Annotated in this window: 22 protein-coding genes and 5 pseudogenes; 17 read left to right on the top strand and 10 right to left on the bottom strand. The window is 59.2% G+C overall.

The features are described from left to right. Positions 1 to 4 precede the first annotated feature (4 nt). The gene (locus AB4Z52_RS32270; RefSeq protein ID WP_442221937.1) at positions 5 to 778 is read right to left on the bottom strand and encodes an NADPH-dependent F420 reductase; all 774 of its coding nucleotides are present in this window, start codon (positions 776 to 778) and stop codon (positions 5 to 7) included. 307 nt (positions 779 to 1,085) lie between these two features. Between AB4Z52_RS32270 and AB4Z52_RS32265 the strand changes: the two are divergent. Next, positions 1,086 to 1,277 (top strand): annotated as a pseudogene (locus AB4Z52_RS32265) (zinc-binding dehydrogenase); the annotation flags it as partial. A gap of 70 nt (positions 1,278 to 1,347) precedes the next feature. Here AB4Z52_RS32265 and AB4Z52_RS32260 read toward each other — a convergent pair. Then, complete coding sequence (locus AB4Z52_RS32260) at positions 1,348 to 2,238, bottom strand: LysR family transcriptional regulator (RefSeq protein ID WP_442221936.1); 891 nt, start codon at positions 2,236 to 2,238, stop codon at positions 1,348 to 1,350. A 99-nt stretch (positions 2,239 to 2,337) separates the two neighbouring features. On the opposite strand from AB4Z52_RS32260, the gene AB4Z52_RS32255 reads away from it, so the two are divergent. Then, positions 2,338 to 3,993, top strand: a complete 1,656-nt coding sequence (locus tag AB4Z52_RS32255; RefSeq protein ID WP_442221935.1) for a carboxylesterase/lipase family protein — start codon at positions 2,338 to 2,340, stop codon at positions 3,991 to 3,993. A gap of 456 nt (positions 3,994 to 4,449) precedes the next feature. Continuing rightward, positions 4,450 to 4,911, top strand: coding sequence for a nuclear transport factor 2 family protein (locus AB4Z52_RS32250; RefSeq protein ID WP_442221934.1), 462 nt, complete (start codon positions 4,450 to 4,452; stop codon positions 4,909 to 4,911). A gap of 135 nt (positions 4,912 to 5,046) precedes the next feature. Here the strand turns inward: AB4Z52_RS32250 and AB4Z52_RS32245 are convergent, their stop codons facing one another. From AB4Z52_RS32245 to AB4Z52_RS32230, 4 genes are all read right to left on the bottom strand, one after another. Continuing rightward, positions 5,047 to 6,243: a (R)-mandelonitrile lyase gene (locus AB4Z52_RS32245; RefSeq protein ID WP_442221933.1), complete on the bottom strand. Its 1,197-nt coding sequence runs from the start codon at positions 6,241 to 6,243 to the stop codon at positions 5,047 to 5,049. A 64-nt stretch (positions 6,244 to 6,307) separates the two neighbouring features. After that, complete coding sequence (locus AB4Z52_RS32240; RefSeq protein WP_442221932.1) at positions 6,308 to 7,324, bottom strand: zinc-dependent alcohol dehydrogenase family protein; 1,017 nt, start codon at positions 7,322 to 7,324, stop codon at positions 6,308 to 6,310. A 50-nt stretch (positions 7,325 to 7,374) separates the two neighbouring features. Continuing rightward, positions 7,375 to 8,202 (bottom strand): SDR family oxidoreductase, encoded by an 828-nt coding sequence (locus tag AB4Z52_RS32235; RefSeq protein ID WP_442221931.1) that lies wholly within the window; start codon positions 8,200 to 8,202, stop codon positions 7,375 to 7,377. Then, a complete protein-coding gene (locus AB4Z52_RS32230) occupies positions 8,199 to 8,999 on the bottom strand; it encodes an SDR family oxidoreductase (protein WP_442221930.1) in 801 nt (266 codons plus the stop codon). The genes AB4Z52_RS32235 and AB4Z52_RS32230 overlap by 4 nt, the downstream gene beginning before the upstream one ends. A 149-nt stretch (positions 9,000 to 9,148) precedes the next feature. Here AB4Z52_RS32230 and AB4Z52_RS32225 point away from each other — a divergent pair. The 7 genes and pseudogenes from AB4Z52_RS32225 to AB4Z52_RS32195 all read left to right on the top strand — a co-directional run. Further along, positions 9,149 to 9,308 (top strand): annotated as a pseudogene (locus AB4Z52_RS32225) (aldo/keto reductase); the annotation flags it as partial. A 231-nt stretch (positions 9,309 to 9,539) separates the two neighbouring features. Then, positions 9,540 to 10,526, top strand: coding sequence for an aldo/keto reductase (locus AB4Z52_RS32220; RefSeq protein ID WP_442221929.1), 987 nt, complete (start codon positions 9,540 to 9,542; stop codon positions 10,524 to 10,526). 48 nt (positions 10,527 to 10,574) lie between these two features. Further along, positions 10,575 to 11,810, top strand: a complete 1,236-nt coding sequence (locus AB4Z52_RS32215; protein WP_442221928.1) for a multidrug effflux MFS transporter — start codon at positions 10,575 to 10,577, stop codon at positions 11,808 to 11,810. A gap of 63 nt (positions 11,811 to 11,873) precedes the next feature. Then, positions 11,874 to 12,767, top strand: coding sequence for a LysR family transcriptional regulator (locus AB4Z52_RS32210; RefSeq protein ID WP_442221927.1), 894 nt, complete (start codon positions 11,874 to 11,876; stop codon positions 12,765 to 12,767). Between the two features lie 21 nt (positions 12,768 to 12,788). Then, positions 12,789 to 13,298, top strand: coding sequence for a GNAT family N-acetyltransferase (locus AB4Z52_RS32205; RefSeq protein WP_442221926.1), 510 nt, complete (start codon positions 12,789 to 12,791; stop codon positions 13,296 to 13,298). A gap of 361 nt (positions 13,299 to 13,659) precedes the next feature. Then, the gene (locus AB4Z52_RS32200; RefSeq protein ID WP_442221925.1) at positions 13,660 to 13,953 is read left to right on the top strand and encodes a type II toxin-antitoxin system ParD family antitoxin; all 294 of its coding nucleotides are present in this window, start codon (positions 13,660 to 13,662) and stop codon (positions 13,951 to 13,953) included. A gap of 2 nt (positions 13,954 to 13,955) precedes the next feature. Next, a complete protein-coding gene (locus AB4Z52_RS32195; RefSeq protein ID WP_442221924.1) occupies positions 13,956 to 14,198 on the top strand; it encodes a hypothetical protein in 243 nt (80 codons plus the stop codon). Between the two features lie 446 nt (positions 14,199 to 14,644). On the opposite strand, the pseudogene AB4Z52_RS32190 reads toward AB4Z52_RS32195, so the two are convergent. Then, a pseudogene (locus AB4Z52_RS32190) lies at positions 14,645 to 14,989 on the bottom strand (transposase); the annotation flags it as partial. Between the two features lie 308 nt (positions 14,990 to 15,297). Beyond that, positions 15,298 to 15,780 (bottom strand): Lrp/AsnC family transcriptional regulator, encoded by a 483-nt coding sequence (locus tag AB4Z52_RS32185; protein ID WP_442221923.1) that lies wholly within the window; start codon positions 15,778 to 15,780, stop codon positions 15,298 to 15,300. A gap of 133 nt (positions 15,781 to 15,913) precedes the next feature. Here AB4Z52_RS32185 and AB4Z52_RS32180 point away from each other — a divergent pair, with 133 nt between their 5' ends. The 3 genes from AB4Z52_RS32180 to AB4Z52_RS32170 all read left to right on the top strand — a co-directional run bounded on the left by AB4Z52_RS32180 (position 15,914) and on the right by AB4Z52_RS32170 (position 19,415). Beyond that, entirely contained in the window at positions 15,914 to 17,101 is a 1,188-nt protein-coding gene (locus AB4Z52_RS32180; protein WP_442221922.1) for an amino acid aminotransferase, read from the top strand. 31 nt (positions 17,102 to 17,132) lie between these two features. Beyond that, a complete protein-coding gene (locus tag AB4Z52_RS32175) occupies positions 17,133 to 18,758 on the top strand; it encodes a thiamine pyrophosphate-dependent enzyme (RefSeq protein WP_442221921.1) in 1,626 nt (541 codons plus the stop codon). A gap of 501 nt (positions 18,759 to 19,259) precedes the next feature. Further along, complete coding sequence (locus AB4Z52_RS32170) at positions 19,260 to 19,415, top strand: transposase (protein WP_442221920.1); 156 nt, start codon at positions 19,260 to 19,262, stop codon at positions 19,413 to 19,415. Between the two features lie 58 nt (positions 19,416 to 19,473). Here the strand turns inward: AB4Z52_RS32170 and AB4Z52_RS32165 are convergent. After that, positions 19,474 to 21,058 (bottom strand): annotated as a pseudogene (locus tag AB4Z52_RS32165) (Tn3 family transposase); the annotation flags it as partial. 51 nt (positions 21,059 to 21,109) lie between these two features. Then, positions 21,110 to 22,081, bottom strand: coding sequence for an alpha/beta hydrolase family protein (locus AB4Z52_RS32160; RefSeq protein WP_442221919.1), 972 nt, complete (start codon positions 22,079 to 22,081; stop codon positions 21,110 to 21,112). Between the two features lie 186 nt (positions 22,082 to 22,267). Between AB4Z52_RS32160 and AB4Z52_RS32155 the strand changes: the two genes are divergently transcribed. The 4 genes and pseudogenes from AB4Z52_RS32155 to AB4Z52_RS32140 all read left to right on the top strand — a co-directional run. Continuing rightward, positions 22,268 to 22,594: a PadR family transcriptional regulator gene (locus AB4Z52_RS32155; RefSeq protein ID WP_442221918.1), complete on the top strand. Its 327-nt coding sequence runs from the start codon at positions 22,268 to 22,270 to the stop codon at positions 22,592 to 22,594. After that, positions 22,591 to 23,163 (top strand): DUF1700 domain-containing protein, encoded by a 573-nt coding sequence (locus AB4Z52_RS32150; protein ID WP_442221917.1) that lies wholly within the window; start codon positions 22,591 to 22,593, stop codon positions 23,161 to 23,163. Before AB4Z52_RS32155 ends, AB4Z52_RS32150 begins: the two co-directional genes overlap by 4 nt. A 34-nt stretch (positions 23,164 to 23,197) precedes the next feature. Beyond that, positions 23,198 to 23,905, top strand: coding sequence for a GIN domain-containing protein (locus AB4Z52_RS32145; protein ID WP_442221916.1), 708 nt, complete (start codon positions 23,198 to 23,200; stop codon positions 23,903 to 23,905). Positions 23,906 to 24,169: 264 nt separating this feature from the next. Next, a pseudogene (locus AB4Z52_RS32140) lies at positions 24,170 to 24,339 on the top strand (IS5/IS1182 family transposase); the annotation flags it as partial.

The following is a 24,339-nucleotide window of genomic DNA, read 5'->3' as shown; positions in this document are numbered from 1 at the left end:
TTTCTTAGCCGCCAAAAACGGCCGTGATGCGGAACTGGTCAAGGTCGCCAAACATGTGATCGTGGCGCCTTGCCTCAGCCACAAGCTGTTGCACCCGGTCGGCCGTTACAATCAGGCCTGGCGTATTCATGTACCACTCCAGCGCTTCCTCGCGGCTTTTCAGCTCCTTGGGCACGTTGCCGACATAGGGGACAACGTAAATTGGCGTCGTGGGTTCGCTGCGCCAGCATTCTGCGAGCGGGCCTATATCCACGGTGTCATATCCGATCGCGTGGAGAAATTCGATCACAACTGCCTTAGCAGTCGCGTCGTCTCCCGCGATCGGGACGGCGCTGCGATCTGGCGCGCCTTTCGGCCGCGCGAGCCGACGCAGGCGCACGAAGTCGAGGTTATTAAAGGCCCGGATAACGGACGACTTCGCAAGGTGGCGTTGGACCAGTTCGCTGGAGCTGATGGTGTCCGTCTTCACCTCCAGCATTTTGCCGTCACGCTCGGGATAGTAGTTCATCGTGTCTACGATGATCTTCCCGGCCAGCAGATCGGGCGACAGGCGTGAATAGGCCCCGAAGGGAATGGCAACGACAACGACGTCAGCTGCGTTAATTGCGTCTTCTGCCGTGGCCGCGCGCGCAAGAGGGCCGAGTTCCGCAACAAGTTCGGCGAGGGATTCGGGGCCGCGTGTGTTGGCGATGACAACATTAAGACCGGCTGCAACGGCCAGCCGTGCGCTTTGACCGCCAATCATTCCGCTGCCAAGCACTGCTATTGTATTGCTCATGGATAGACTTTCATTGGTGAGTTCAATCCTTGAACATAATAAATGCAGCAGAAACCGTAATTGGGTTTAATTGCATTTCATTTGTGCGCTCAGCGCACCAATGTGTTAGAGCCGGGCAAAATCTTTGCGCCGCAAGGCTGCCGATTCATCCATCCGGCTGGGCAGTGTGGTTCCGCTCACAAGGAGTGCAGGCATTCAAACACACCGCGAGTTGGGCCGGGGCGCTGCGGTTCTCGATTTCGAAACTATTTAACATCCCGCGCGCTCTAGTTGTGAGCTTCAAGAGGTTGTCTCGCGTGCGCGGCAAGGCCACCGCGGCGTCTTTTTATCAAACAAGCCCGACACCATGCGCCGGACCGCCATCGCCCAGCAGGTTGCCGCCGGCGCGCTGCAATCGACCATCGCCGAAGTGGTCGGTTTCGACGACCTGCCGTCCGCGATTGAGCACAATCGCACCGGCCGCGTCCCTGGCAAGATCCTCGCGGACTTCACCAAATGATTACGACGTCAAACTTCATGGAGGTGATCATCAAGACGAGCGAGAAAGTAATGCGACAGGCCCGAGGACTTTAAGCTCGATATCGCAATGCCTCCAATAGGAGCGCGAAAGCCGGCGCATGCTGGCGCCGGCTGGGGTAGTAGAGATGATATCCGGGGAACGGTGGGCACCAGTCCGACAAAACCCGCACCAGCCGTCCATCCTCGAGGTAAGGCTGCACATAGTCCTCGAGCATGTAGGCAAGGCCCAGCCCATCAAGCGCCGCGTTAGTCCGCAGCGAGCTATTGACGATGATTTGTCCTGTTACCCTCACCTTCACGACCCGGCCGTCTTTCTCGAACTCCCAGGGATGGATGCCCTTCGACGTCGGCATGCGGATATTGATGCACTTGTGCCGGGTAAGGTCTTCGGGAATTGTCGGTTCTCCATGGTGTGCAAAATAGGTCGGGGATCCGACCACCGCCATGCGCAGTTCGGGGCCGATGCGCATGGCGATCATGTCCTTTTCGACCTGCTCGCCCAACCGCACGCCGGCATCGAAGCGTTCAGCCACAAGGTCCACCATCGTCGAATTCACATCCACTTCGACGGTAACGTCCGGATAATCGACCATGAATTTGGCCAATACCGGCCAAAGAACCGCGTCGGCAGCATGCTGGCTGGTGGTGATGGCGATCCGGCCGGCCGGTCGCTCGCGCAGATGGGTGATGGCCTCCAGTTCGGCATCGATATCATCGAAATGGGACCCCACGGACGCAAGCAGACGCTCGCCGGCTTCAGTTGCGGAGATGTTTCGAGATGTCCTCGCCAGCAGCCGCAGGCCGAGGCGCGCTTCGAGGTTTTTGATCGTCTGGCTAAGGGCGGATTGTGAAACCCCCAGCTGGACCGCCGCCTTGGTGAAGCTTTGCGCTCGCGCTACCGCAACGAACACGGCGAGGTCATTGTAGCTCTTGCTGGCCATGAATAAGTATTCCTAATAGGGCCTAGAGCATTTCCCCATCTTATCGATAGATGCAAGAGCCTTTACCTTAAGGTTGACGCTCGATCATTGGAGAGACGCATGACAGCCGGACGCTCGAATAGACGCCAGTTCCTTGCCGCCGCCGCAATTGGCGTCGCCACGCCGATTATTTTGAGAGGGACCATGGCCATGGCAGCGCAACCGGTAACCGTAAAGATCAGAAATGGTGTCTTGCGCGGCGCCCAGGGCCACGGTGCGATCAGCTTCAAGGGCATCCCCTATGCGGCCTCCACCGCCGGTGCCAATCGCTTCAAAGCTCCCCAGCCGGTCGTTGACTGGACCGGTGAGCGCGATGCCACCAAATACGGACCGCTTAGTCCGCAGATCAACACCGGCATGAGTGGGGATATCTTCCAGTGGTATAACCAGAACGAACCGCTTGGCGAAGATTGCTGTGTTCTCAACGTCTTTACCCCCGACCTGAAGGCGGACGCCAGGCGCCCGGTGATGTTCTATATTCACGGCGGCGGCTACATCAATGGCGGTGGCGGCAGCATCGGACAGGACGGCAGCAATCTCGCGCGCTATGGCGACGTCGTGGTCGTGACCATAAACCATCGGCTCAACGCCTTCGGATACACGAACCTGTCCCACCTTGATCCCGAACACTTCGGGGACGCGGCCAATGCTGGCAATCTCGACATCGTCGCGGCTCTGGAATGGGTGCGCGACAACATCGCGGCCTTCGGTGGTGATCCGGAAAGCGTGACGGTGTTCGGACAGTCAGGCGGCGGCTCGAAGATTATGACCTTGCTGGCAATGCCGAAGGCCCAGGGACTGTTCCACCGTGCCATCAGCATGAGTGGGGCAGCGGGTCTCAATGTCGATCCGGCGGCCGCCATGGAGCCGTATGCGAACGCCTTCGTCAAGGAACTCGGCGTCGTTCCGAAGAACCTCGCGGCGGCACAGCAGATCCGGATGCAGACCGTCCTCGACGCACGAAACCGTGCCGTGGCCGCTTCATTTGAAGGCGCTCGGCCTGTCATCGACGGCAAGCATATCGTTACCCGACCGATGACAGCCGAGGGCTTGGCGATGCACGCCAAGGTGCCGATGCTCCTTGGCAGCACCAAGACCGAGGCGAGCTTGTTCTTCCAAGGCGATATGCGAAACTTCAAGATCACGGAAGAACAGATGCGTGTGCGGATGCGCACGGTGTTCAAGATCGACGATGCCAAGATCGATAGAATCATGGCGGCGTACCGGAAGGCTTCGCCTGAGATGACGCCGTCCGACATTCTCGTCGCCGTTGCTTCGGACGTGCAGTTCCGCCTGCCGCTGACCGGTGCGGCCGAAACCAAGTCAGGCGCTGCGGGCCAGGCTCCAGTCTACATGTACAATTTCAACTGGACCATTCCGTGGGAAGGTGGCGTACTCGGATCTCCGCATGCCGTCGACATCCCATTCGCCTTCGGCACCGTGAACGAAGCCGGCGAAATGACGGGTCAGGGTGACGACGCGATGGAGACATCGATGAACCTGATGTCGGCCTTCGTGAACTTCGCACGGACTGGAAACCCCAGCAACGACCGCATGCCCGAATGGAAGCCTTACGGCACGACCACGAGAACGACGATGCTGGTCGACGCGAAGTGTGAGGCTGCCGGCGACTGGAGGGGTGACGCCCTCAGGGAAGTTTCGACGTTGAAGATCGATCCTTTCAACCGTGCGGCGCTCTACAAGTACGAGGGCTGAGTGGGGAGGCGTACAGTGAGCGGAATGATCCAGAAACGCACGCTATTGAAGGCAATGTCTATGGCTACTGCAGGATTAGCCGTTTCACAGGTTAGGGCGTTCGCCGCTTCGCCTCCTCGCCCACGGAGGTTACAGACTGGGGAACAGCATCAGCGTTGTAGAAGCCCATGCGCCCAAGGCGGTCGTCCGCCCTGGGTTCTCGATGGAAGCCGACCAGGAGAAGCGGACCTTGGAAGCGGTCTCGACGTGGCTGGACACCGCACCGCAGACCGACTGTGAGCGCTCGCGGGCATGCGCGAATAGCCGGCGTCGGCGATCACACCCATGGAGACCAGCTTGACCGAATATCATGCTCATCAGCCAGACCGAAATCGAAGACCAAGACGAAATCTGCAGACCGGAATATCATTGGCGCTTGCGCCGATCCTCTCACCTCTATCGATACAGGCACAGACGATGACGACTCCTACGATTGAACAGAGGCTGCGGGCGCTAGAAGACAGAGCGGCGTTGAAGACCTTCGTCGATACGTTCTCCATCCTGGCGGACAAGAAGGATGTCGCAACGCAGGTCTTGCTGTTCACAGAAGATGCGACGGTCTCCAGCTATTCCGGGGATAAGGCCGGCGCGACATTCAATGGACGCAAGGAGATCGGCGATGCCTTTGCCCGCTATCTCGCTCTTTTCGAAACCGTCTATCACATCAACGGCCAGCAGACGGTTGAATTGCAAGGCGATACCGCAACAGGCATCTCGTACTGCCAGGTCGTTCTGATTGCCAACGAGAACGGCAAGAAGATCAAGAATACCAGCGGTGTCACCTACAACGACGAATACGTCCGTCAGGACGGAAGATGGCTTATCTCGAAACGAACCTCACATTTCACCTGGCGCGACAGGGAAGAAGTGGCTGATTAGGCCGCCTTCTACCTTCTGATATTCTTCCACTGCTTCCAGCAGCACGCCACCAGCGCGCTGAACCGCGAGACTCGGCCTCGATTCTCGAAAATGAAGCGCCACCGCATTCCGGTTCCTCGTGCGGGTGGATCCGGATCAATCGATCCGGCTGGCCTTCGAGTAGTCTTCGTCGGAAACCTTCTCCATCCAGGTCACGGTGCTGCCCTCCAGCGCCTCGGCGACCGCGAAATGGCTCATCGCCTCGTCCTTCGTGGCACCGTGCCAGTGCTTCACGTGAGGCGGGATCCAGGCGACGTCACCGGGACCAAAGGTCTCGACCGGGCCGCCTTCCCTTTGAACCCAGCCTTTCCCGGAGACGATGAACAGGGTCTGCCCGAGCGGATGGGTATGCCAGGCCGTACGGGCGCCCGCCGAAAACGAAACCGTCGCGCCTCCGATCCGAGCAGGCGCGTCGCTCTTGTAGAAGCCTGACGTCTCGACGTCCCCTGTGAAGTACTGTTCCGGAGCGGTCGCCTTGCCTTCTCCGGCGCGCGTCACCCTGACCTTGGTCGGAGCGTCCGGGGTCTTCTCGGCCGAAACCCTGGTTTCGAGCACTTTCTTCAGGACTGGGACGGCGGACATGGCGCGCGGCCAGCCGGCATAGAACGCAACATGCGTGACGACTTCCGATGCGTCGGAGGAAGTAAGCCCGTTGTCCATCGCCCGGTTGGCATGGAACGGAAGCTGCTCCGGCTGGCCGATCGCTATCAGGGCGGTCATCGTGATCAGGCTGCGGTCGCGAGCCGATAGGTCGGGACGCTGCCACAGATCGCCGAACAGCACGCGGTTCGTAAGGTCGGCAAGTGCCGGCGCCGTCGGTGCAACGTTGGCGTCGACCGTGGCGGATCGCGCCGCCTCGGCTGCGGCCTTAAGTTCGATGCGGGTTGCCTCGCTGTTGGAGACCGGGCCTATTCCACGTTCCTCGAAGACCTTCTTCGTCTCGGTCACGGCCGACATCGCATTCGGCCAGCCCGTGTAGAAGGCGAGTTGCGTGATCAGCTCGCCAATCTCCTCCGGCTTCACGCCGTTGTCGAGTGCCCTGCGGACATGACTGCCGGTCTGGGCAATCCTGCCCGTTGCAACGAGCGTCGCAACTGTCACCAGGCTCCGGTCGCGGGGTGAAAGCTCCTTGCGCTCCCAGACTTCGCCGAACAACACGTCATCGGTGAAGACGCCGAGCCCCGGCGCAATTTCGTAGACTGCGGGAGGGGCTACGCGCGGACGGCGGTCTCCGGCTTCAACGCCGGTTGCGGCAATGGCGGACGCGGCGATCGTGGCTGCGATCTTCTTCATGGGACTACTCCATTTCATCTGTGTCGAAAGCGAAAGGACCGCCTTATAGGCGGCCCGTTCGTCGTTAGACGCGAAGCAGCGTCTTTATGGCGCGACGCTCATCCATGGCGCGGTAGCCCTCGGCGACGTCGGCAAGCGGGATTTCAAGGTCGAAGACCTTGCCCGGATTGATCTCGCAGTTGAGAACGAGATCCATCAGATAAGGCAGGTAACGCCGAACCGGGGCAGGGCCGCCCAGCAGGCTTTTCTGCTGGAAGAACAGGTTCTGGCCGTCGAAGGTTACGCCATGCGGTACGCCGACGAAGCCGATCTTGCCGCCCGGACGGGCGCAGTTGATTGCCTGGCTCATCGATTCCTGTAGGCCGACGCACTCCAGAACGGAATCCGCACCGACGCCGTTGGTCATCTCCTTGATGCGGGCGACGCCAGCGTCGCCGCGTTCGGAGACGATGTCGGTCGCGCCGAATTCCAGCGCAAGATCCTGGCGGCTTTTGTGGCGGCTCATGGTGATAACGCGGGCTGCACCCATTCGCTTTGCAGCCAACACGCCCATCAGGCCGACGGCGCCGTCACCGACGACGACGGCGGTCGACCCCTCCTGTACGCCGGCGGCGTCGGCAGCGTACCAGCCGGTGCCAAGCACATCAGAGACTGCCAGCAGAGATGGGATCAGGTCGTCGGACGGTATCTCGGCCGTGGCAACAAGCGTGCCATCCGCGAGAGGAACACGGGCGTAAGGAGCCTGCGCACCGACCATGAACTCGCGCTGCTCGCAGGACGACTGGAAGCCGAAGCGACAATGCGGGCAGGTGTTATCGGAAAGGCAGAAAGAGCCGACGACGAACTGACCCGGCTTCACCGTCTTGACGTCGCTGCCAACCTCCACGACGACGCCGCAGTATTCATGGCCCATCGCTTTGGGTTCGCTGGTGTTGTTCGCACCGCGGAAGGGCCAAAGGTCGGAGCCGCAGATGCAGCTCGCGGCCAGCTTGATGATGGCGTCGGTTGGCTTGAGGATCTTCGGCTCGGCGACTTCCTCGCAGCGTACGTCGCCCGGCCCGTAGAGAACTGTTCCAAGCATTGTCAGTGTCCTTTAGAAAAGAGGTAAGAGTTGGCAGGAGATGTCCGCCGTCACTTGGGCTGGAGCTCGCCGTAGAAATACGAGGCGGTCACGCCGCCATCGATCAGGAAGTCGCTGCCAGTGATGAACGCGCCTTCCGGACCCATCAGCAGCGCGGCGAGTGCGGCGATTTCATCAGGCGTTCCAGCACGTCCAACTGGAGACAGATCGATCATGCGGCGGTAGCCCTCGCCTCGCGGACCGGTCAGTTCGTCCTTTGCAAGCGGCGTCATGACGATGCCTGGGCTCATTGTATTGACCCGAGCGCCGCGCTTGCCCCAACGGACGGATTCCGCCTTCACCCGCAGCGCGTTGGCGCGTTTGGAGATCTGGTAGGCATTGAGCGGATCGGTGACCTTGTCCGGCTGCAGCATCTCAAGATCCAGAAGCGCGTCGGCAGGCGTGGTGGCGAGCAATCGATCCTGTTGGGCGGTCAGAGCCGCAAGACGATGGCCGGACATCGAGGCAATTACGACGCAAGACCCGCCAGGCGCGATGACGTTGCCGAACTCCTCGAGGATCGCGGCGGTGCCGTACAGGTCCACCTTCAAGATTACGGCAGGCGGCGCCTGGGACGGAGAAACGCCGGCGGCATGTACGACGCCGGTCACGTCTCCGATCGTGGTCGCGGCTTCGACGAGAGCATGGACGGACTCTCTGGAGGAGATGTCGACGACGGTCGTACTGACTTCGAATCCCGCCTCGCTGAAGACCTTGGCGGCAGTATCGGCATTTTCTTTTTTAAGGTCGGCGAGCAAGACATGCTTGCCTGAGCTGACCCGCCGGGCGATCGCCTGTCCAATAGAGCCGACGCCGATGACGACTGTCACGCTTGTCATTGAGTTATCCTTTCGTGAGACAGGTGCCCTGCGGTTTCGAGATTGCGCCTGATGCGGTCGGGTTCCTGATCGAGCGGCATGTTGTCGAGGTCGAGAACGGCGTCGAGTGCGTTGTCCGGATCCTGTTTCAGGGCCGCGAAGAGTGGATCGAAGTCCGCCTGGGCGGGACCGCTTTCCGCCACCAGCTCGAACGTCTTCCTGTTCGCCGCCTCCGACGTGAGACTGGCGACCAGGAGTTCGGCGATCTGTTTCCGGGCGATTGCGCCGTCCTCAGGCGTTCCGGCATGGCGGCGGTCGCCCTGCAGAAGGACGAGCAGGTGCTGGTCTGCGTCGTTGTAGTCGAACCAGCCGGGTCTGATGATAGTGTATTCGAGACCGCTTCGGCGCAGGAGCCGTTCGGCGCGGCGTTTCCAGTCGTGTCCTTCGTTCGATCGATTGTAGCTGCCGCGGCGCTCCGTGACCCCGATCGTTGTCATCAGCGCTATCTTGATGGGACGTCGCCCGATCGCTGCGATGAGGTCACGGACGCCGCGGTAGTAGACCGCCTCTGCCGCTTGCCTGCCCTGTCCGTCGGCGTTGACCGTCAGGACGACGGCGTCGACGCCTTCGAGGGCGGGCGCAAGCGTCTCGGGTTTCGTCACATCGCCGACCACGACTTCTACAGCAGGCAGGCGAGTGGCGCGGGAGGTGTTACGGATCAGTGCACGAACGCTATGCCCTCTGGTCAACGCTTCCGTGACGACAAGTCGTCCGACACTTCCCGTCGCCCCGATCACCAACGTCTTCAACTGCTTCATTCGAGCGATCCTTCGTAGCTGAAACGAAAGATAGCGCGAGCGGATTGATCTGATTAGACGGCCTCGATGGCATGCGCTTATGTTCTGAATTCATATATCCGCACGAGATGAAGTCGTCTGTGCTGCCCGCTTCCGCACCGGTCATGCAGGCGAATATGGCGCTGGTAGAGCTGGTGAAGGACATCTCGGCACGCAAACAGGCGACGCCTGCTCAGGTGGCGCTGGCCCGCTGCCTGGCTTCTGGCTCAGGACCCGGCGATCTTTCCCATTCCCGGCACGACCGAGCTGCACCGGCTTCAGGAGAAGCTTGCGCAGCCGAACTTGTGCTGACAGCAGCCGGACCGAGGAATTTGCAACATCTCTCGAGGAGATCGAGATCGTGGGTAGCCGCGGCACGGGGCACGAGGCCTAGGGTTAATCGGCGTTAGATCGGCGGATTACTCATGAATTCAGTTCATGACCCCATGCCGATCTAACGGGCTAATCGCTTGGAGGCCATGGGCGTATGGTCTCCCCATCGAAATGAAAGAGGTACCGATCATGAAGAAGAGAATTCTCGGACAAGGGCTGGAAGTCAGCGCGCTGGGTTTCGGCTGCATGGGCCTGAATTTCTCCTACGGGCACGCGCTCGACAACGAAGAGAGCATCAAGCTCGTGCGCGATGCCGTCGACCGCGGCATCACCTTCTTCGACACCGCCGAAGTCTATGGCCCCTATACCAACGAGGAGATCGTCGGCGAGGCGCTGCGCCCGGTTCGCGATCAGGTCGTCATCGCGACGAAATTCGGCTTCAATATCCAGGACGGTAAGATGGCTGGGACCAACAGCCGGCCGGAGCAGATCAAAAAGGTCGCCGATGCATCGTTGAAGCGACTCGGCATAGACGTCATCGATCTCTTCTACCAGCACCGCGTCGATCCCCACGTTCCGATCGAGGACGTCGCCGGAACGGTCAAGGATCTGATCGCCGAAGGCAAGGTGAAATATTTCGGCCTCTCTGAGGCCGGCGCGCAGACCGTCCGGAGGGCCCATGCTGTTCAGCCGGTCACGGCGCTTCAAAACGAATACTCGCTCTGGACGCGGGGTCCGGAAACGAACGGCATCCTTCAGGCATGCGAAGAGTTGGGCATTGGCCTCGTCGCTTACAGCCCGCTCGGCAAGGGCTTCCTGACCGGAGCGATGGGCAAGGACAGCAAGATCGCCGAGAACGACTTCCGCAAGCTGCTGCCCCGCTTCACGCCCGAAGCCATGGAGAAGAACCAGGCGCTTGTCGACCTGATCCGTCGCGTTGGCGACGAGAAGAAGGCGACGCCCGCCCAGATCGCACTCGCCTGGCTGCTGGCGAAAAAACCGTGGATCGTCCCGATCCCTGGGACGACGAAGCTCCATCGTCTGGAAGAAAACCTCGCCGCCGCCGACGTCGAACTGACGCCGACCGAAATCGCCGAGCTCAACGAGGCCGCCGCCAAGATCCAGGTCGAAGGCGAGCGCTACCCCGAACAGCTGATGAAGACCACCGGTCTCTGATCTTCTTGAAGGCGCCGAGAGGCGACTTCCTCCTTTGAAAGCTATTCCATGTCACAAGATCTCGCCCAAGCCGCGCCTGCCTTCGCGGCTGATGTCGCCGTTGAGAAGATACCGCCTCGGCTCAGGGTGCTGGCTGTCCTGAGCGCCTTGATGGGGTTCGCGTCGATCTCGACCGACCTCTATCTTCCTGCCATGCCGGCCATGGCGGGCAACCTGCATGCCGATGCCGGATCGATGGAACTCACGGTATCGGGCTTCCTGATAGGATTCAGTCTTGGGCAGCTTCTGTGGGGACCACTCGGGGACAGGTATGGCCGCCGTCTGCCAGTCGCGGGGGGACTTCTTTTGTTCATTCTGGGATCCGCCGGATGCGCCATGTCGGGGACCTCGACCGAAATGATCTGCTGGCGCATCGTTCAGGCAGTCGGCGCATGTTCTGGCGTCGTCCTGTCGCGGGCTATGGTGCGGGACCTCTACGAGGGAAGCCGAGCCGCGCAGATGCTTTCGACGCTCATCACGGTCATGGCGGTGGCGCCTCTTCTGGGACCGATCGTCGGCGGCCAGATCCTCGTGATTGCCGGTTGGCGCGCGATCTTCTGGCTGCTGGTCATCGTGGGGATTGCGACCCTTGTGGCGCTGTTCACGATCCCCGAGACCCTACCAAGCGAAAGGCGCAGAAAGGATTCGATCCTGTCCGCGCTACGCGGTTACGGTCGCTTGCTGACGGATAGACGCCTTGTCGGCTTCGCGGCGGTCGGCGGTTTCTTCTACGCGGGCGTCTACGCCTACATCGCCGGCACCCCGTTCGCATTCATCGAATACTACCATGTCCCGCCGCGGCTCTATGGGGTGCTTTTTGCGCTCGGTATCGTCGGCATCATGCTTGCGAACGTCTTCAACGCAAGGTGTGTGACGCGCTTCGGGAGTCGTCGGCTGCTTCAGTTCGGAGCGGGGGGCGCGGCAGTCTGCGGCGTGGTGCTCGCGATTACCGGGTACACGGGGTGGGGCGGGCTGGCAGGTCTGGCGATCCCGCTCTTCGTGTTCGTCGGGTGGTCGGGCCTCATCGTCGCCAACTCCATCGGTGGCGCGCTGCAAGATTTCCCAGAGCGGGCAGGATCGGTTTCAGCGCTCGCCGGCGCACTCCACTATGGATGCGGAATCCTGGGATCGGCGGCTGTCAGCACCTTTGCCGATGGCACGCCTTCGCCCCTCGCCATCGTGGTGGCCGTCGCTGGACTTGGCAGTTTCGCAAGCCTCGCCTGGTTGCCGCCATCCAAAAGTTGACCTCAGTTCAATTGCCTGCTTCAAACTGGGCAATCCACCGCCATCGATACTAGGAGTTCATGAATGAGGCGCGAGGAATTGGTCGATCTCAACGCGTTCATGACGGTCGCCGAAGAGCAGAACTTCACGCGTGCAGCCGCGAGGCTCGGTACTTCACAGTCCGCCCTCAGTCACACGATCCGTCGCCTCGAAGCTCGTCTTGGCGTCCGTCTCCTGACACGGACGACGCGCAACGTTGCGCCGACTGAGGCGGGCGAACGACTGCTTGGCACGCTGAGACCCGCTTTGGACAGCATAGGCACGGAGCTGGCATCGCTCGGCGAACTGCGCGAGCGCCCGGCGGGCAACATCCGCATTACCACGTCCGAGCACGCGGCCACGACCGTGCTCTGGCCGGTGCTGCGTAAGCTTTTGCCGGGCTACCCCGAAATCAATGTCGAAATCGTCACCGACTCAAGTCTGACGGATATCGTGTCTGAACGCTTCGATGCGGGGGTGCGTCTGGGCGAGGCGCTGGCGAAGGACATGATCGCGGTTCGAATCGGTCCGGACTTGCGCATGGCGATTGTCGGCTCGCCCGCGTACCTCGCGGATCACCCGGCGCCGAACACGCCTCAAGATCTCGCCGCACACAGATGCATCAATCTTCGGATGCTAAGCGGAGGAGGGCTCTATGCGTGGGAGCTGGAGAAAGGCGAGCGCGAGCTTCGTGTTCGTGTCGACGGCCAGCTTGCCTTCAACAACACGAACATGATCATGCGGGCCGCCCTCGACGGCTTCGGACTCGGGTTTGTGATGGAAGACCATGTCGCCGACGACGTCGCCAGCGGACGGCTGGTCCGGGTGCTGGAAGACTGGTGTCCGCCGTTCGCCGGCTACCACCTCTATTACCCGAGCAGACGGCAACCTTCGGCCGCTTTTTCGATCCTGGTCGACACACTTCGTTATCGTAGCTAACGGTGGCATTGGCAGAGAGAGATGAGCTCGGAACCTAACTTCAAAAGCGAATTGACGATACGCGCTGCGACGGAAGCGGACATCGACGTCCTTGGACAATACGGCGCCCTGCTCATATCGATGCACCATGATTGGGACCGCTTCCGGTTCATCCCGGCAAGTTCGCATACACCTGTGATGTACGCGAGCTATCTCAAAAGCCAGCTCGACCGGCCGGAGGTGCTCGTTCTCGTCGCGGAATTAGACGGTGCGGTGGTCGGCTACGCGTTCGCCGGTATCGAGGGGCCGGATTACATGTCTCTGCGCGGTCCCGCCGGAGTAATCCATGACATCTACGTAGACGATGCCTATCGACGGCGGGGAGCGGGACGAGCGCTTCTGACCGCCGCCGTCGACGAGCTTTCAGGGCGCGGGGCAACCCAGATCGTTCTGTCCACGGCGCATCGGAACGCTGCCGCCCAACACATGTTCACTGCTGCGGGTTTTGAGGCGACGATGGTGGAGATGACTCTACAGTTGAACGGCGGCTAGGTTGACTGTCGTCGTCGCGATGGAGTGAAAGTAACCATACGCTGGAGTGGACCCTTGCGGCTGGACCACAGGTTCACTCCATAGCCGGCTCAGTTCCGCGTGGAAACCAACACCCCACCTAAGATTCATTTTTAGATGAATGACATCAGACCCCGCGGTTGACAGAATTTCTTGATTTTTCAATTTGGCAGCATTGGCGAGGCTTCCGGCCCCGGAAGGCGTTGGCCGTCGAAACTTAAGCCTTGATTGGCGCTACGGCTCTCAAATCCGACCGTCTCTCCTTGAAGTGTCGGCCATATGGCATAATATGCCATATGGTGATAGAAGAGCATTTGGACATCAGATGACCGGAGAATCGAAAATGCCGACACGAAACGTTGTCCTCACCGAGTACCACGAAGCAGTGATCGACAAGTTGGTAAAGTCAGGCCGCTATCAGAACGCGAGTGAGGTTCTTCGCGACGGCTTGCGGCTGGTCGAGCAGCGCGATGCCCTTGACGTCGTCAAGCTGGAAGCTTTGCGCGAAGCGGCTCGCGTTGGGTTCTCGGATATCGAAGGCGGCCGCTTCGCCGATGTGAATGACGACGAACTCGAAGGGTTTATCAGTGGGCTCGGACGGCAAGCTGGCCAGCGCGTCAAGAATATGTCCCGGTAACCATGCCCGCATTTCGTATTTCCACGTCGGCGCAAGCCGACATCCTCGATATGCTTGCCTGGACGCAGGACAAATTCGGAGAACTCGCGCGACTTAGATACGAGCGGCTTTTGGTAACCGCAATGCGGGACGTTGCCGCTGAACCCCAACGCATCGGAACTATCGAGCGACCCGACTGGGCGATCATGTTTGCAGCTACCATCTGCGGCATAGCCGAGAACGTGCGAGGCATGAGAGCGGCATAGTTCGTCAGCCGCGCCATCTACTTCTTTTCCGATTTGCCCATGCCGACCTCATCGGCATTGGTCGGGTGTTGCACGACTCGATGGAGGTCGAGCAGCATTTGCCAGCAAATTACGGCGACGAATAAGAGCGGCGCTATAGCCACACCCAAAACAGCCGACTGTTGCTTTAGAGGTGTCTTGGTCAGAGGTCATTGACGCCGATGCGGCGGCCAGTAATCATCGGCACATCATACGAGGATTCGCCGAGATGGGTTCTGATCAGCGCAGCGCAGCTATGCCAAATAATTTAAGCCCACGCTCAGGGAAACCGAAGCTGGCAGGATTGCGTGCGGGAGATACTATCCGCCTCGTCTCGCCCTTAGCGTACGATTTCGCACGGCGTTGGTGCAGGGATCAGTAGAAGTTGCCATCGGTGTTACCATTCTCAACCGGATGCTTGACACTGGCCTCCAGGTTCTTGCCCGCCGGCTGAGGGTTGTGTGGTCGGGCACGGGAAGCTCCAATCCCATCAGCTTAAGCACCGAGCCCAGTAATCCTTCGCCCTGGCGGAGCGGTAACCCAAACGCCATGCCAAGCGTCAAGGTGGCCTCGATGGCGAGATCCGAATGGCGCGGCTGGCCACCACGTGTCGTGCGTCTTGGCGCAGCCCATCCGGCAAGCGCTTCCGGCGCCAGCCACAGTGTCAGACTGCCGCGACGGCGAAGGCCTGCTTCATACTCCCGCCAGTTCGTCACCTTGAACTTCATCTTGCTGATGCGATGACGGCGGGCGGCGTTATGCTCATGCGGCATGGTGTGCGGATCAATCACGCCGGTTGCGATCGCAGACCCATAGGCGGAAATCGTTGAAATTCGATCCCTGCACCAATGCTCCGCGACGGCACATTCTACCACGATCTCGGCCCCGACCACTTCCGTCGGGCAACACCCGAGGATCAGGCCAACCATCTCGTCCGACAAATCGCAAAGCTTGGCTTCACCTGCTCGCTCGCGCCAATCTCAGCACAGGAGGTTTCTGTTTAGTTATCGCAATTGCTGACCGCGCAGCGATATCGAAGGTAGCAGACAGCCTGTTTCTGTCGTTGTAGTTGTCCCCAGGTCTAAATAATCTGCAACGGCAGCTCAGTGCTTTTCTTCAGAGTTCGCAGGACGATGCTGGAGGTGACTGACGCCAATCCACCTGTGGCCTTGATCATACGTTCCAAAAAGATGCTGAGGTGGTCAAGGTCGCTGGCCACGATCTTCATCAGGAAATCCGCATCGCCAGTCTGGGAATAGCATTCCAGAATCTCGGGCGCCGTTTCTATGAAGCGGTGCAGTTGAGCATTCCCTTCCTCTGTGTGGGACCGAAGGCTGACCAACGTGTGCGCGACAACGGAAAAACCGAGTTTTCCCGGGTTCAAAATCGCCACAACGTTTTGAATCAGACCTTCGCTTCTGAGCCGGTCAAGCCGCCGCGAGCATTGAGCCGCTGACAGATTGACGATTTGCGACAGTTCAGTCTGTGTCAGCTCAGCATTTCTTTGAATAGCCGCTAGAAGACGGACATCGAACTGATCTAGAGCATGTAGCTTTGAAGTCATGTCAAACTATCTGCATATTTCTCGGAATTCTGGTGACTTTCATGCATGACAGTACCGTCATCCGCTGAAAATTGCAAACTTACCTCACTAAAGCCCCTGTACGCTTAAGCCACGATCTTAGGAGGTAGACAACATGTTTGAGAAACTCACCGCGCAACCGGCCGACAGCCTTCTTGCGCTCATCAAAGCGTTTCAGGCCGATCCAAGAAGCTACAAAGTCGATCTCGGCGTCGGCGTCTACAGAGACGAAAAGGGTCGAACACCGGTCATGCAGGCCGTTAAGCTCGCTGAAAAGCAGCTGCTCGAGACACAGGACAGCAAGCGTTATCTCGGGCCTGAAGGGGACCTGAATTTCATCAATCTCCTGAAACCGATTATTTTCGGTGCAAATTATGATGCTGGCAAGGTTGTGGGCATTCAGACGCCAGGCGGAAGCGGCGCTTTGCGACTGGGCGCTGAGCTCATCGCCTCTGCCGCGCCCGGTGCGAAAGTCTGGCTTGGCACACCTAGCTGGCCGAATCATGCTCCAATTTTCGAGTCAGCGCGCTTGACCGTCAAAAACTATCATTTTGTCGATCTTTCCAAGCAGCAAATTGACTTCTATCGTGTTCTGAAGGCCCTCGACGCGGCTGAGGCTGGTGATGTGATCCTGCTACACGGCTGCTGCCACAACCCCACTGGCATTGATTTTGATTTCGATCAATGGAAGCAGATCGCTGCACGGCTCGTAGAGCGCAAGCTTCTCCCCTTCATCGATCTCGCATACCAGGGCCTGGGGGACGGCCTCGAAGCGGACGCAGAACCAACCCGCCTTATCCTCGAGGCAGTAGACGAAGCGCTTGTCGCCTACTCCTGTGACAAGAATTTCGGGCTTTATCGGGAGCGCGTTGGTGCCCTTTACCTTGTGAGCCGCAATGCAGACAAGCTTAAAATCGCCGATGGCAACACGGCTTCGTTGGCACGTGTCAACTGGTCGATGCCCCCAGACCACGGCGCTGCAGTCGTACGCGTGATTCTGGAGAGCACGGAGCTAACCGAAATCTGGAAGCAGGAGCTGGTCGAAATGTGCGCCCGGGTCAACGGTAACCGCGCCGCGCTCGCGGCTGCCCATCCGCAACTCAGCTTTATCGCATACCAGCGAGGACTCTTCTCGAACCTGGCGATGTCGAAAGACACGGCAATCGCATTGCGCCACAAACATGGGATCTACATGGCCGATTCAGGTCGAATGAATTTGGCGGGGATGCAGCCCTCCGATGCTGGCGCGATCGTCACGGCTCTGTCGGCAGAAGGCACGCTGAGCACCCGCTCGGCGGCCTGAGCATCCCCAAAAACCAGGTTTGGACATCATTATGAACAACAAAGAGACCACAGGGCAGGCCATAGCTCGTTCGCTTGTCGACAACGGTGTCGACACTGTTTTCGGCATTCCCGGCGCCCATATGTATGACTTCAACGATGCTCTTTATGAAAAGCGCAACGAGATCCGTTTCATTCATACCCGCCACGAGCAGGGTGCGGGCTACATGGCATACGGGTACGCGAAGTCCACTGGGCGCATCGGCGCCTATACGGTTGTGCCCGGTCCAGGTGTGCTCAATTCCGGCGCCGCCCTATGCACTGCCTATGGAGCGAATTCCCCGGTCTTGTGTTTGACGGGCAATATCATGTCGCATTTGATCGGTCAGGGTCGGGGCCAGCTCCACGAGCTGCCCGACCAACTGGCGACTATGCGTGGGATCACTAAGGTCGCAGAGCGGATTGATCATCAGTCCCAGACGGGCACGGTCATGGCTGAGGTGATCGGGAAAATGCTCTCCGGACGTCAGGGACCCGGGGCGGTCGAGGCGCCGTGGGATGTCTTTGGAATGACCGGCCCGGAGCTTGACCTTCCTGAAACCAGACGCGCCGAGGACCCGCAGGTCAATCCTGACAGTATTCAGGCCGCTGCTGCTATCCTGGCAAACGCCAAGAACCCCCTTATTATGGTCGGCGGCGGCGCGGTTGATGCGGGTGCGGAAGTTGCCGAATTGGCCAAAGCGCTTAATGCGCCGATTACGTCCCATCGATCTGGAAAAGGCATTGTAAGCGACGACGACCCGAACTATCTCAATTTTGTCGCCGCGTTCGATTACTGGAAAGATACCGATGTCCTCATCGGGATTGGCAGCCGTCTTGAGCTCGAATTCATGCGGTGGAAGTGGCTTCCCAAGGGCCTTAAGGTGATCCGGATCGATATCGATCCAACCGAGATGGTCCGGTTGAAGCCTGATGTTGGTATCCTGGCAGATGCAAAGGCTGGAACCGCGGCTTTGACCATCGCCCTGGGCACACCGGACAAAGCTGCGCGAACTGATGAGTTCGCGGAACTGAACCGCAACGCTAAAGAGAGGTTCTCCGCCGTTCAGCCTCAGGTCGATTATTTGAACGCGATCAGAGAGGCATTGCCGCGTGACGGGTTCTTTGTTGAAGAAGTCAGCCAGATGGGCTTCACCGCCCGTTTTGCTTTTCCTGTCTACGGCCCTCGACAGTATGTGACGTGTGGCTATCAGGACAATCTTGGTTTCGGGTTTAATACCGCGCTTGGAGTCAAGGTCGGTAATCCAGACAAAGCAGTCGTTTCCGTCTCGGGCGATGGTGGCTTCATGTTTGGTGTACAGGAGCTGGCTACAGCCGTGCAGCATAACATCGCAGTCGTCGCGATCGTGTTCAACAACAATGCCTACGGAAACGTGTTGCGTGATCAGAAGCAAGCCTATTCTGGTCGGTACATTGGCTCAGACCTTAGCAATCCTGATTTTGTAAAACTGGGCGAGAGTTTTGGCGTGAAAACGTATCGTGTGACCTCCCCGGATGAGCTAAAATCGGTCGTCAGCGAGGCTCTCCAACTGAACGCTCCCGTTCTTATCGAAGTGCCGATCGAGAAGGGATCAGAAGCAAGCCCCTGGCCCTTCATCCACCCAACGCCGCCTGCTTAATAAGAAGTCTCAACTGAGTTTTCGAAATGACAGACATCTATTCCGTTCCCGTCTTTGAGATGGCGAAGACCCAGTTCCATCGTATTGCTGACCGTCCGGATATCTCAGACGGGGATCGTTAACTTAACGAATGTGGAATTCGATCTGCGATGAAGGTTCATGACAGACCGTGATCCACTCTATCGCCGACATCGCTTTCCACCCGAAGTCTGCAGCATATTGATGAGCGACGGCTACACCGCCTAGCGCACGTTGGGTGGCGCAACGCATGTGGGTTGCATGGCATGGCCCGGGCTTGTCGCAAATTTCTGCGCTTAACGAATCTTTCGCCGGGAAAACGCGTTTGAGCGAGTGGGCCGCTCGGCCAGTTTGTCCGGCCGGTCGCAGCAATTGCAAGTAGGGGCCAGAACAAGAACTGCTCAAAATCATACGGCGCCTTTATCACCCAAAGGCATAATGATGTTGATATTGCTGATCATTTGTTAGATTCTACGGATCCCGATGGAGGTACAAATGGCAGACGACGTTTTGACGATCTTATCGCGGATTACGACGGTGTCGGACCTGACGCAGGCCTTTTCCGACGAAGATCAGTGTCGGTGCCTGCTTGAGGCGATGGTGTGGCCACGAGGAAGGATTTGCCCCGCCTGTGGCTAAAGGGGGCGGAACAAGAACAGTTCAAAATCCTGCGCTAACGTCGAACATATGATGAGCATCATGCGGCCCGTGGGATTTTTCCGGGAAGTCGCAAGGGTCTGAAGCCTTCGGCCATCTGCTGCTCGGTGTCCCAGGAATAGATGCCGGTAAGGTTTATATGCTCCCAACCGAGCGGCGAGACGTGCCTGAGCAGATCGTTGTCAATGTTCCTGCCAAGCTGGCGCAGATGCGCCGTGGCCCGGCCGAGATAGACGGTGTTCCAGTGCACAATAGCGCTAACGACCAGGTTGAGGCCGGAGGCACGGAATGCCTGACTGTCAAAGGAGCGATCGCGGATTTCACCGCGCTCATGAAAGAAGACAGCGCGCTTGAGCTTGTGGGCGGCTTCGCCCTTGTTGAGACCGGCTTGGCAGCGCCGGCGCAATGGCGCGCTCGAATACCACTCGATCATGAAGAGCGTGCGTTCGATGCGGCCAATTTCGCGGAGCGCTTTGGCCAGGTCGCTGGATTTTGATGAGGCAGACAACCTTTTAAGGATCGTTGAGGGAGAGACGGTGCGCGTCGTAATCGACGCGGCCAGGCGCAGAAGATCGTCCCGGTGTTCCAGAATGAGGGCGGTATTGATCGGGGCTCCGATATGGTTGGCCAGCCCGGGATAGGCGTCGGCCTTCTCGAAGGTATGGAATTTCCGGTCCTTGATGTTGCGAAGCCGAGGCGCAAAACGCTTGCCGATCAGGGCGAACAGCGCAAAGACATGATCGCTGGCGCCACCGGTATCGGTAAACAGCTCCTCGATCTCCAGGATCGTGTCATGATCGAACAGGCCGTCGAGAACATAGACGGCTTCGCTCTCGGTCGGGCTGATCGGCAGAATGCTGAAGTAGCCATATTGATCCGAAAGGGCGCTGTAGAATTTCGTCCCCGGCTCACTGCCATAGTGCAGATTGATATCGCCAAGCTTGGCGGCGCGGTCGCTGGCCCGGAAGAACTGACCGTCGGATGACGCGGTCGTTCCGTCTCCCCAAAGCTGTGAATGCGGATGGCGCGTATGCGCGTCAGTGACGCTGGCTTGCGCGGCTCTATAGGTTTCGGACCGGGCGTGGAAACTCCGCATCCATCCGATCTGATGGGCGCTGATGCCTTTCGAGGCTCCCGCCCATGCGTTTCGGGCCGAGATTTGTGCCATCGGCAAGCACACCGGCCAGCATTGCGGAGATGTTCTGCGGCGCATCTCCCGTCCGGACATGGGTGAACTGATCAGCGAAACCCGTCCATTCATGCACTTCCCGCAGCAGATCGGGGACTTCGACCGGAGGATACATGTCGCTGATTTCGGCATTGAGGGAGTCGGCCGCGGCGGAAATGTCGCTCACCCGCGGTGTCACGATCAGGGTGCCGTTTTCTATCCTCACCCCCTCAAGCTTTCCATAGCGGGCACGCCAGGCCAGCCGCTTCAGGTTGAAGTCCATCATTTGTCCGATTTCCGCCAGCCATGCCGCGCCGTCGCTCTGGACTCCGAGGCCGAGCTTGTCTTCCTCCTTCAGGGCAACAAAGGCCGGCTTCGGCATCAGATGTTCATCGATTGGCCGAAACGAACGGCTGCCCTCGACCCAGACATCCCCCGAGCGCAGCCGATCACGCAAATGAGTAAAGGGCTTGGGAGCCAAATGGTGCAGGACAGCCACGCGCTCCAACTAGGGTTGCTGCACGTCCACCAAATTCTTGCGGAAGAAAGCGAGCACTTCAGCATCGAATTCCTTGTGGAATTCGGCGCGATCGAAACCGGGTTCGTCGGCGCAGATTGCAGGCGCAGACTTGGCCAGTTCGGCCGGGCAGGGAGGCAGAAAGTCGAAATGTTGGGAATTGGGCACGGCATGAAATTCGGGCTTCATTGGCAGCTCGTTGGCTATGCCGGCAACGCTTTCCTGCGTTACGCCATCGCCACCGCGCTCGGAGCCCCATAGCTGCACGGGTACCTTTACATTCTTGAAGCTGTCCTCCGTGAAGAAAACGCTGAGCGGGTCGGCGATCACGGCAGCTTTGATGCGAGGATCATGGGCGAGTTCCGGGAGCTCTCCCTTGTGAACTTGACCACACAGTGCGCTGTCCTTGCCATCGCATAACCTCAGGCGCTTGCCAAAATACGGGTTGGCACCAATTGCGACGAGCCCGGTATATCCGCCTCGCGAGAAGCCAAACATGCCAATGCGCCCATTGTCGATCTTTCCTGCGTCCGGCCACGGGCCAAGCATGAAATCGATTGCTCGCCTGACGTCGGCCGGCCGCTCGATAAAGACCGAGAAGTCGTCAGTACGGCTCTTGTCCACCGCATTGTCACCGGGATGGTTGATGGCGACCACGACGAAGCCGGCATCGGCCAAGATCTCGGCGATATCAAGATGACCGAGAAAGGTGCCGACCCTGCCATGCGAGATGACGACAAGCGGCAGCTTCTCGCCCGTGATCGGGCAATCCTTGGCGACGGATGTAACGAAAGGGCCAAGCTTCACTTCGCTTGTTGGCTGTGCACACGGATACCAGATCCCTCCCTTCAACGCCGGGTGTGGCCCATCGGCCGGAACGTCGATGAGTTGGAAACCGGCGGCATGCGCCAGTGAGGCCGTAAGGCAGAGGAGGGCGGCAAGGATGAAACTCAGGCGGATCATTGTAGTCGCTCCGTTTAACGAGAAATACGCACCTGTCAGGTCGGTCTGGCCCCCATCGCAATGTGAGCTGGCCATGAACGACCACGATTGCATCAGCATTGCGCAGGGGCCGTCTCAGAAAGCCGATCCACTATCTTGTATAAGCAGATAGCTTGTTATATGCGTAGTGTAAACCCGAGGCCTGCCATGACTGACTCGATCCAAGTTCAATTGCGAAAAGGCGCGCTTGATCTATGCGTCCTGGCCGTATTGTCGCGGGGCGAGAGCTATGGCTATGAAATCGCCAGCACCCTCGTTGCCGCCGTCGGCATGGGGGAAGGCACGATCTATCCTCTGATGCGCCGGATGCAGAATGACGGTCTAGTCGCCACCCGCATCGTCGAGTCGAGCAACGGACCGCCCCGCAAATATTACCGGCTCACGCCGCTCGGTGGGACGATTTTCGAAGCTCATCGCCGCGACTGGCTCTTCTTTGCGGGCGCCGTCGATAAACTTCTTGAGGATTTGCCATGACCAGGGACGCCTTCTTGCGCACGCTGAGACTGGGACTCGCCGGTCTGCCGCCTCAAGAGATCGAGGATATCGTCGCCGACTACGCCGCCCATTTCGCCGAATCCGATGCCTCCGGCCGCAGCGAGCAGGACGTTGCGGCTGCTTTGGGCGACCCGGCCAGGATTGCCAGGGAACTGCGAGCCGAGTTAGGGCTGCGGCGTTTCGAGGCCCATTGGAGCGTGTCAAATCTGCTGGCGGCCGCGATGGCACTCGCCGGCCTTGCGATCGTCGACATCGTTTTCTTGCTGCCGCTGCTCATCGTGGTGATTTTCATTGCGCTCGGCCTGGCGATCGCGCTGGCGGCCATCGGCGCGGTCGGTGCGAAGATCATCCTCATGACATTGCTGTTCCACTTTGGCGGACCAATGACCGGAATATTGGCGCGCTTGCTCATCGGCGCCGGACTTGTGAGTTGCCTCCTGGGTGGCGGCGCTTTGCTGTTAATGGGTTTGGGCGCGGGCATACGAATGCTCGGCCACTATGCCCGGCTGCATTTCCGCCTGGCTCAACTGGATCAGGACCGCGGTTGAGCGATGCATGATGTCACATTGAAGGAAACGGAAAATGACTGGAAAATTGGCATCCGTCGCGACAGTGGGATTGATCGGTGCAGTCGTCTTTCTGGCGCTGGGAGTCGGTCTTTCTGGGCGAGATTGGGGTGACGCAAGGCAATTGTGGGGTGCGATGCCGTCCACCTGCGCATCCACCGCATCCACCAGGCAGCAGATTACGCTCCCCTTCATCACCAGCGACAGTCTGGCGATCGATCTGCCGGCTTCGGTCCGCTACCAGCCGGGGAACATGGCAGAGGCAATCGTCAGCGGCGATCCCACTCTTCTCGACCATGTGCGGATGGAAGGCGGCAGGCTGGGTTTGGATTGTGATCCGGGCTGGTCGACGCCCCGACTGGTGGTTTCCTTGACCGGGCCGGCGATCACACATTGGAAGCTGCGCGGCAATGTCGATCTTTCAATGGCGCAAATCGACCAGCGCGAACTACAACTGAACATTCGAGGAAGCGGGAGCGTCGTTGCATCTGGTACCGCCGAGACGGTCGGATTGAACATCTCTGGCTCGGGCGACGCTGAGCTGAAAAGCCTGACCGCCCAATCAGCGCAAATCGAGATTCACGGTAATGGCAAAGTGCAGGTCACGGCCCAAGTCGATGCGGACGTCTCAATTTCCGGAAACGGGTTCATTGAATTGTTCGGGCACCCGAAATTGCGGCGCTCGGATGTGAGGGGCAACGGCGGCGTTGTGCAAGTGCCGTAGCACCGGCGCGTCGCGCATGTTCGCTCGTGAAGGGTGGCTTTGGCCCGGCCATTGAGAAAGATTTCGACTTCGCTTGGCGAGTATCATCGCAGAGTTTCTCATGAAGCGCCGCCTCTTTTCCAAGAGCTCAATAAATACAGATATTGGAGGTGCAACCATGATTTATGGGATAGCGTCGATCACTAGCATTGGTGCAGGGATCGAATTTCAACGATTTCCGCCTATGGGTCTGCGATCGCAACCGGCGTGATTGATCCGCACACCATGCCGCATAAGCATAACGCCGCCCGCCGTCATCGCATCAGCAAGATGAAGTTCAAGGTGACGAACTGGCGGGAGTATGAAGCAGGCCTTCACCGTCGCGGCAGTCTAACACTGTGGCTGGCGCCGGTAGCGCTTGCCGGATGGGCTGCGCCAAGACGCACGACACGGGG

Origin of the sequence: Rhizobium sp. 2YAF20 (assembly GCF_052114685.1) — a bacterium.
GTDB lineage: Bacteria > Pseudomonadota > Alphaproteobacteria > Rhizobiales > Rhizobiaceae > Rhizobium.
This window is presented reverse-complemented; position numbering and strand designations above follow the sequence as displayed.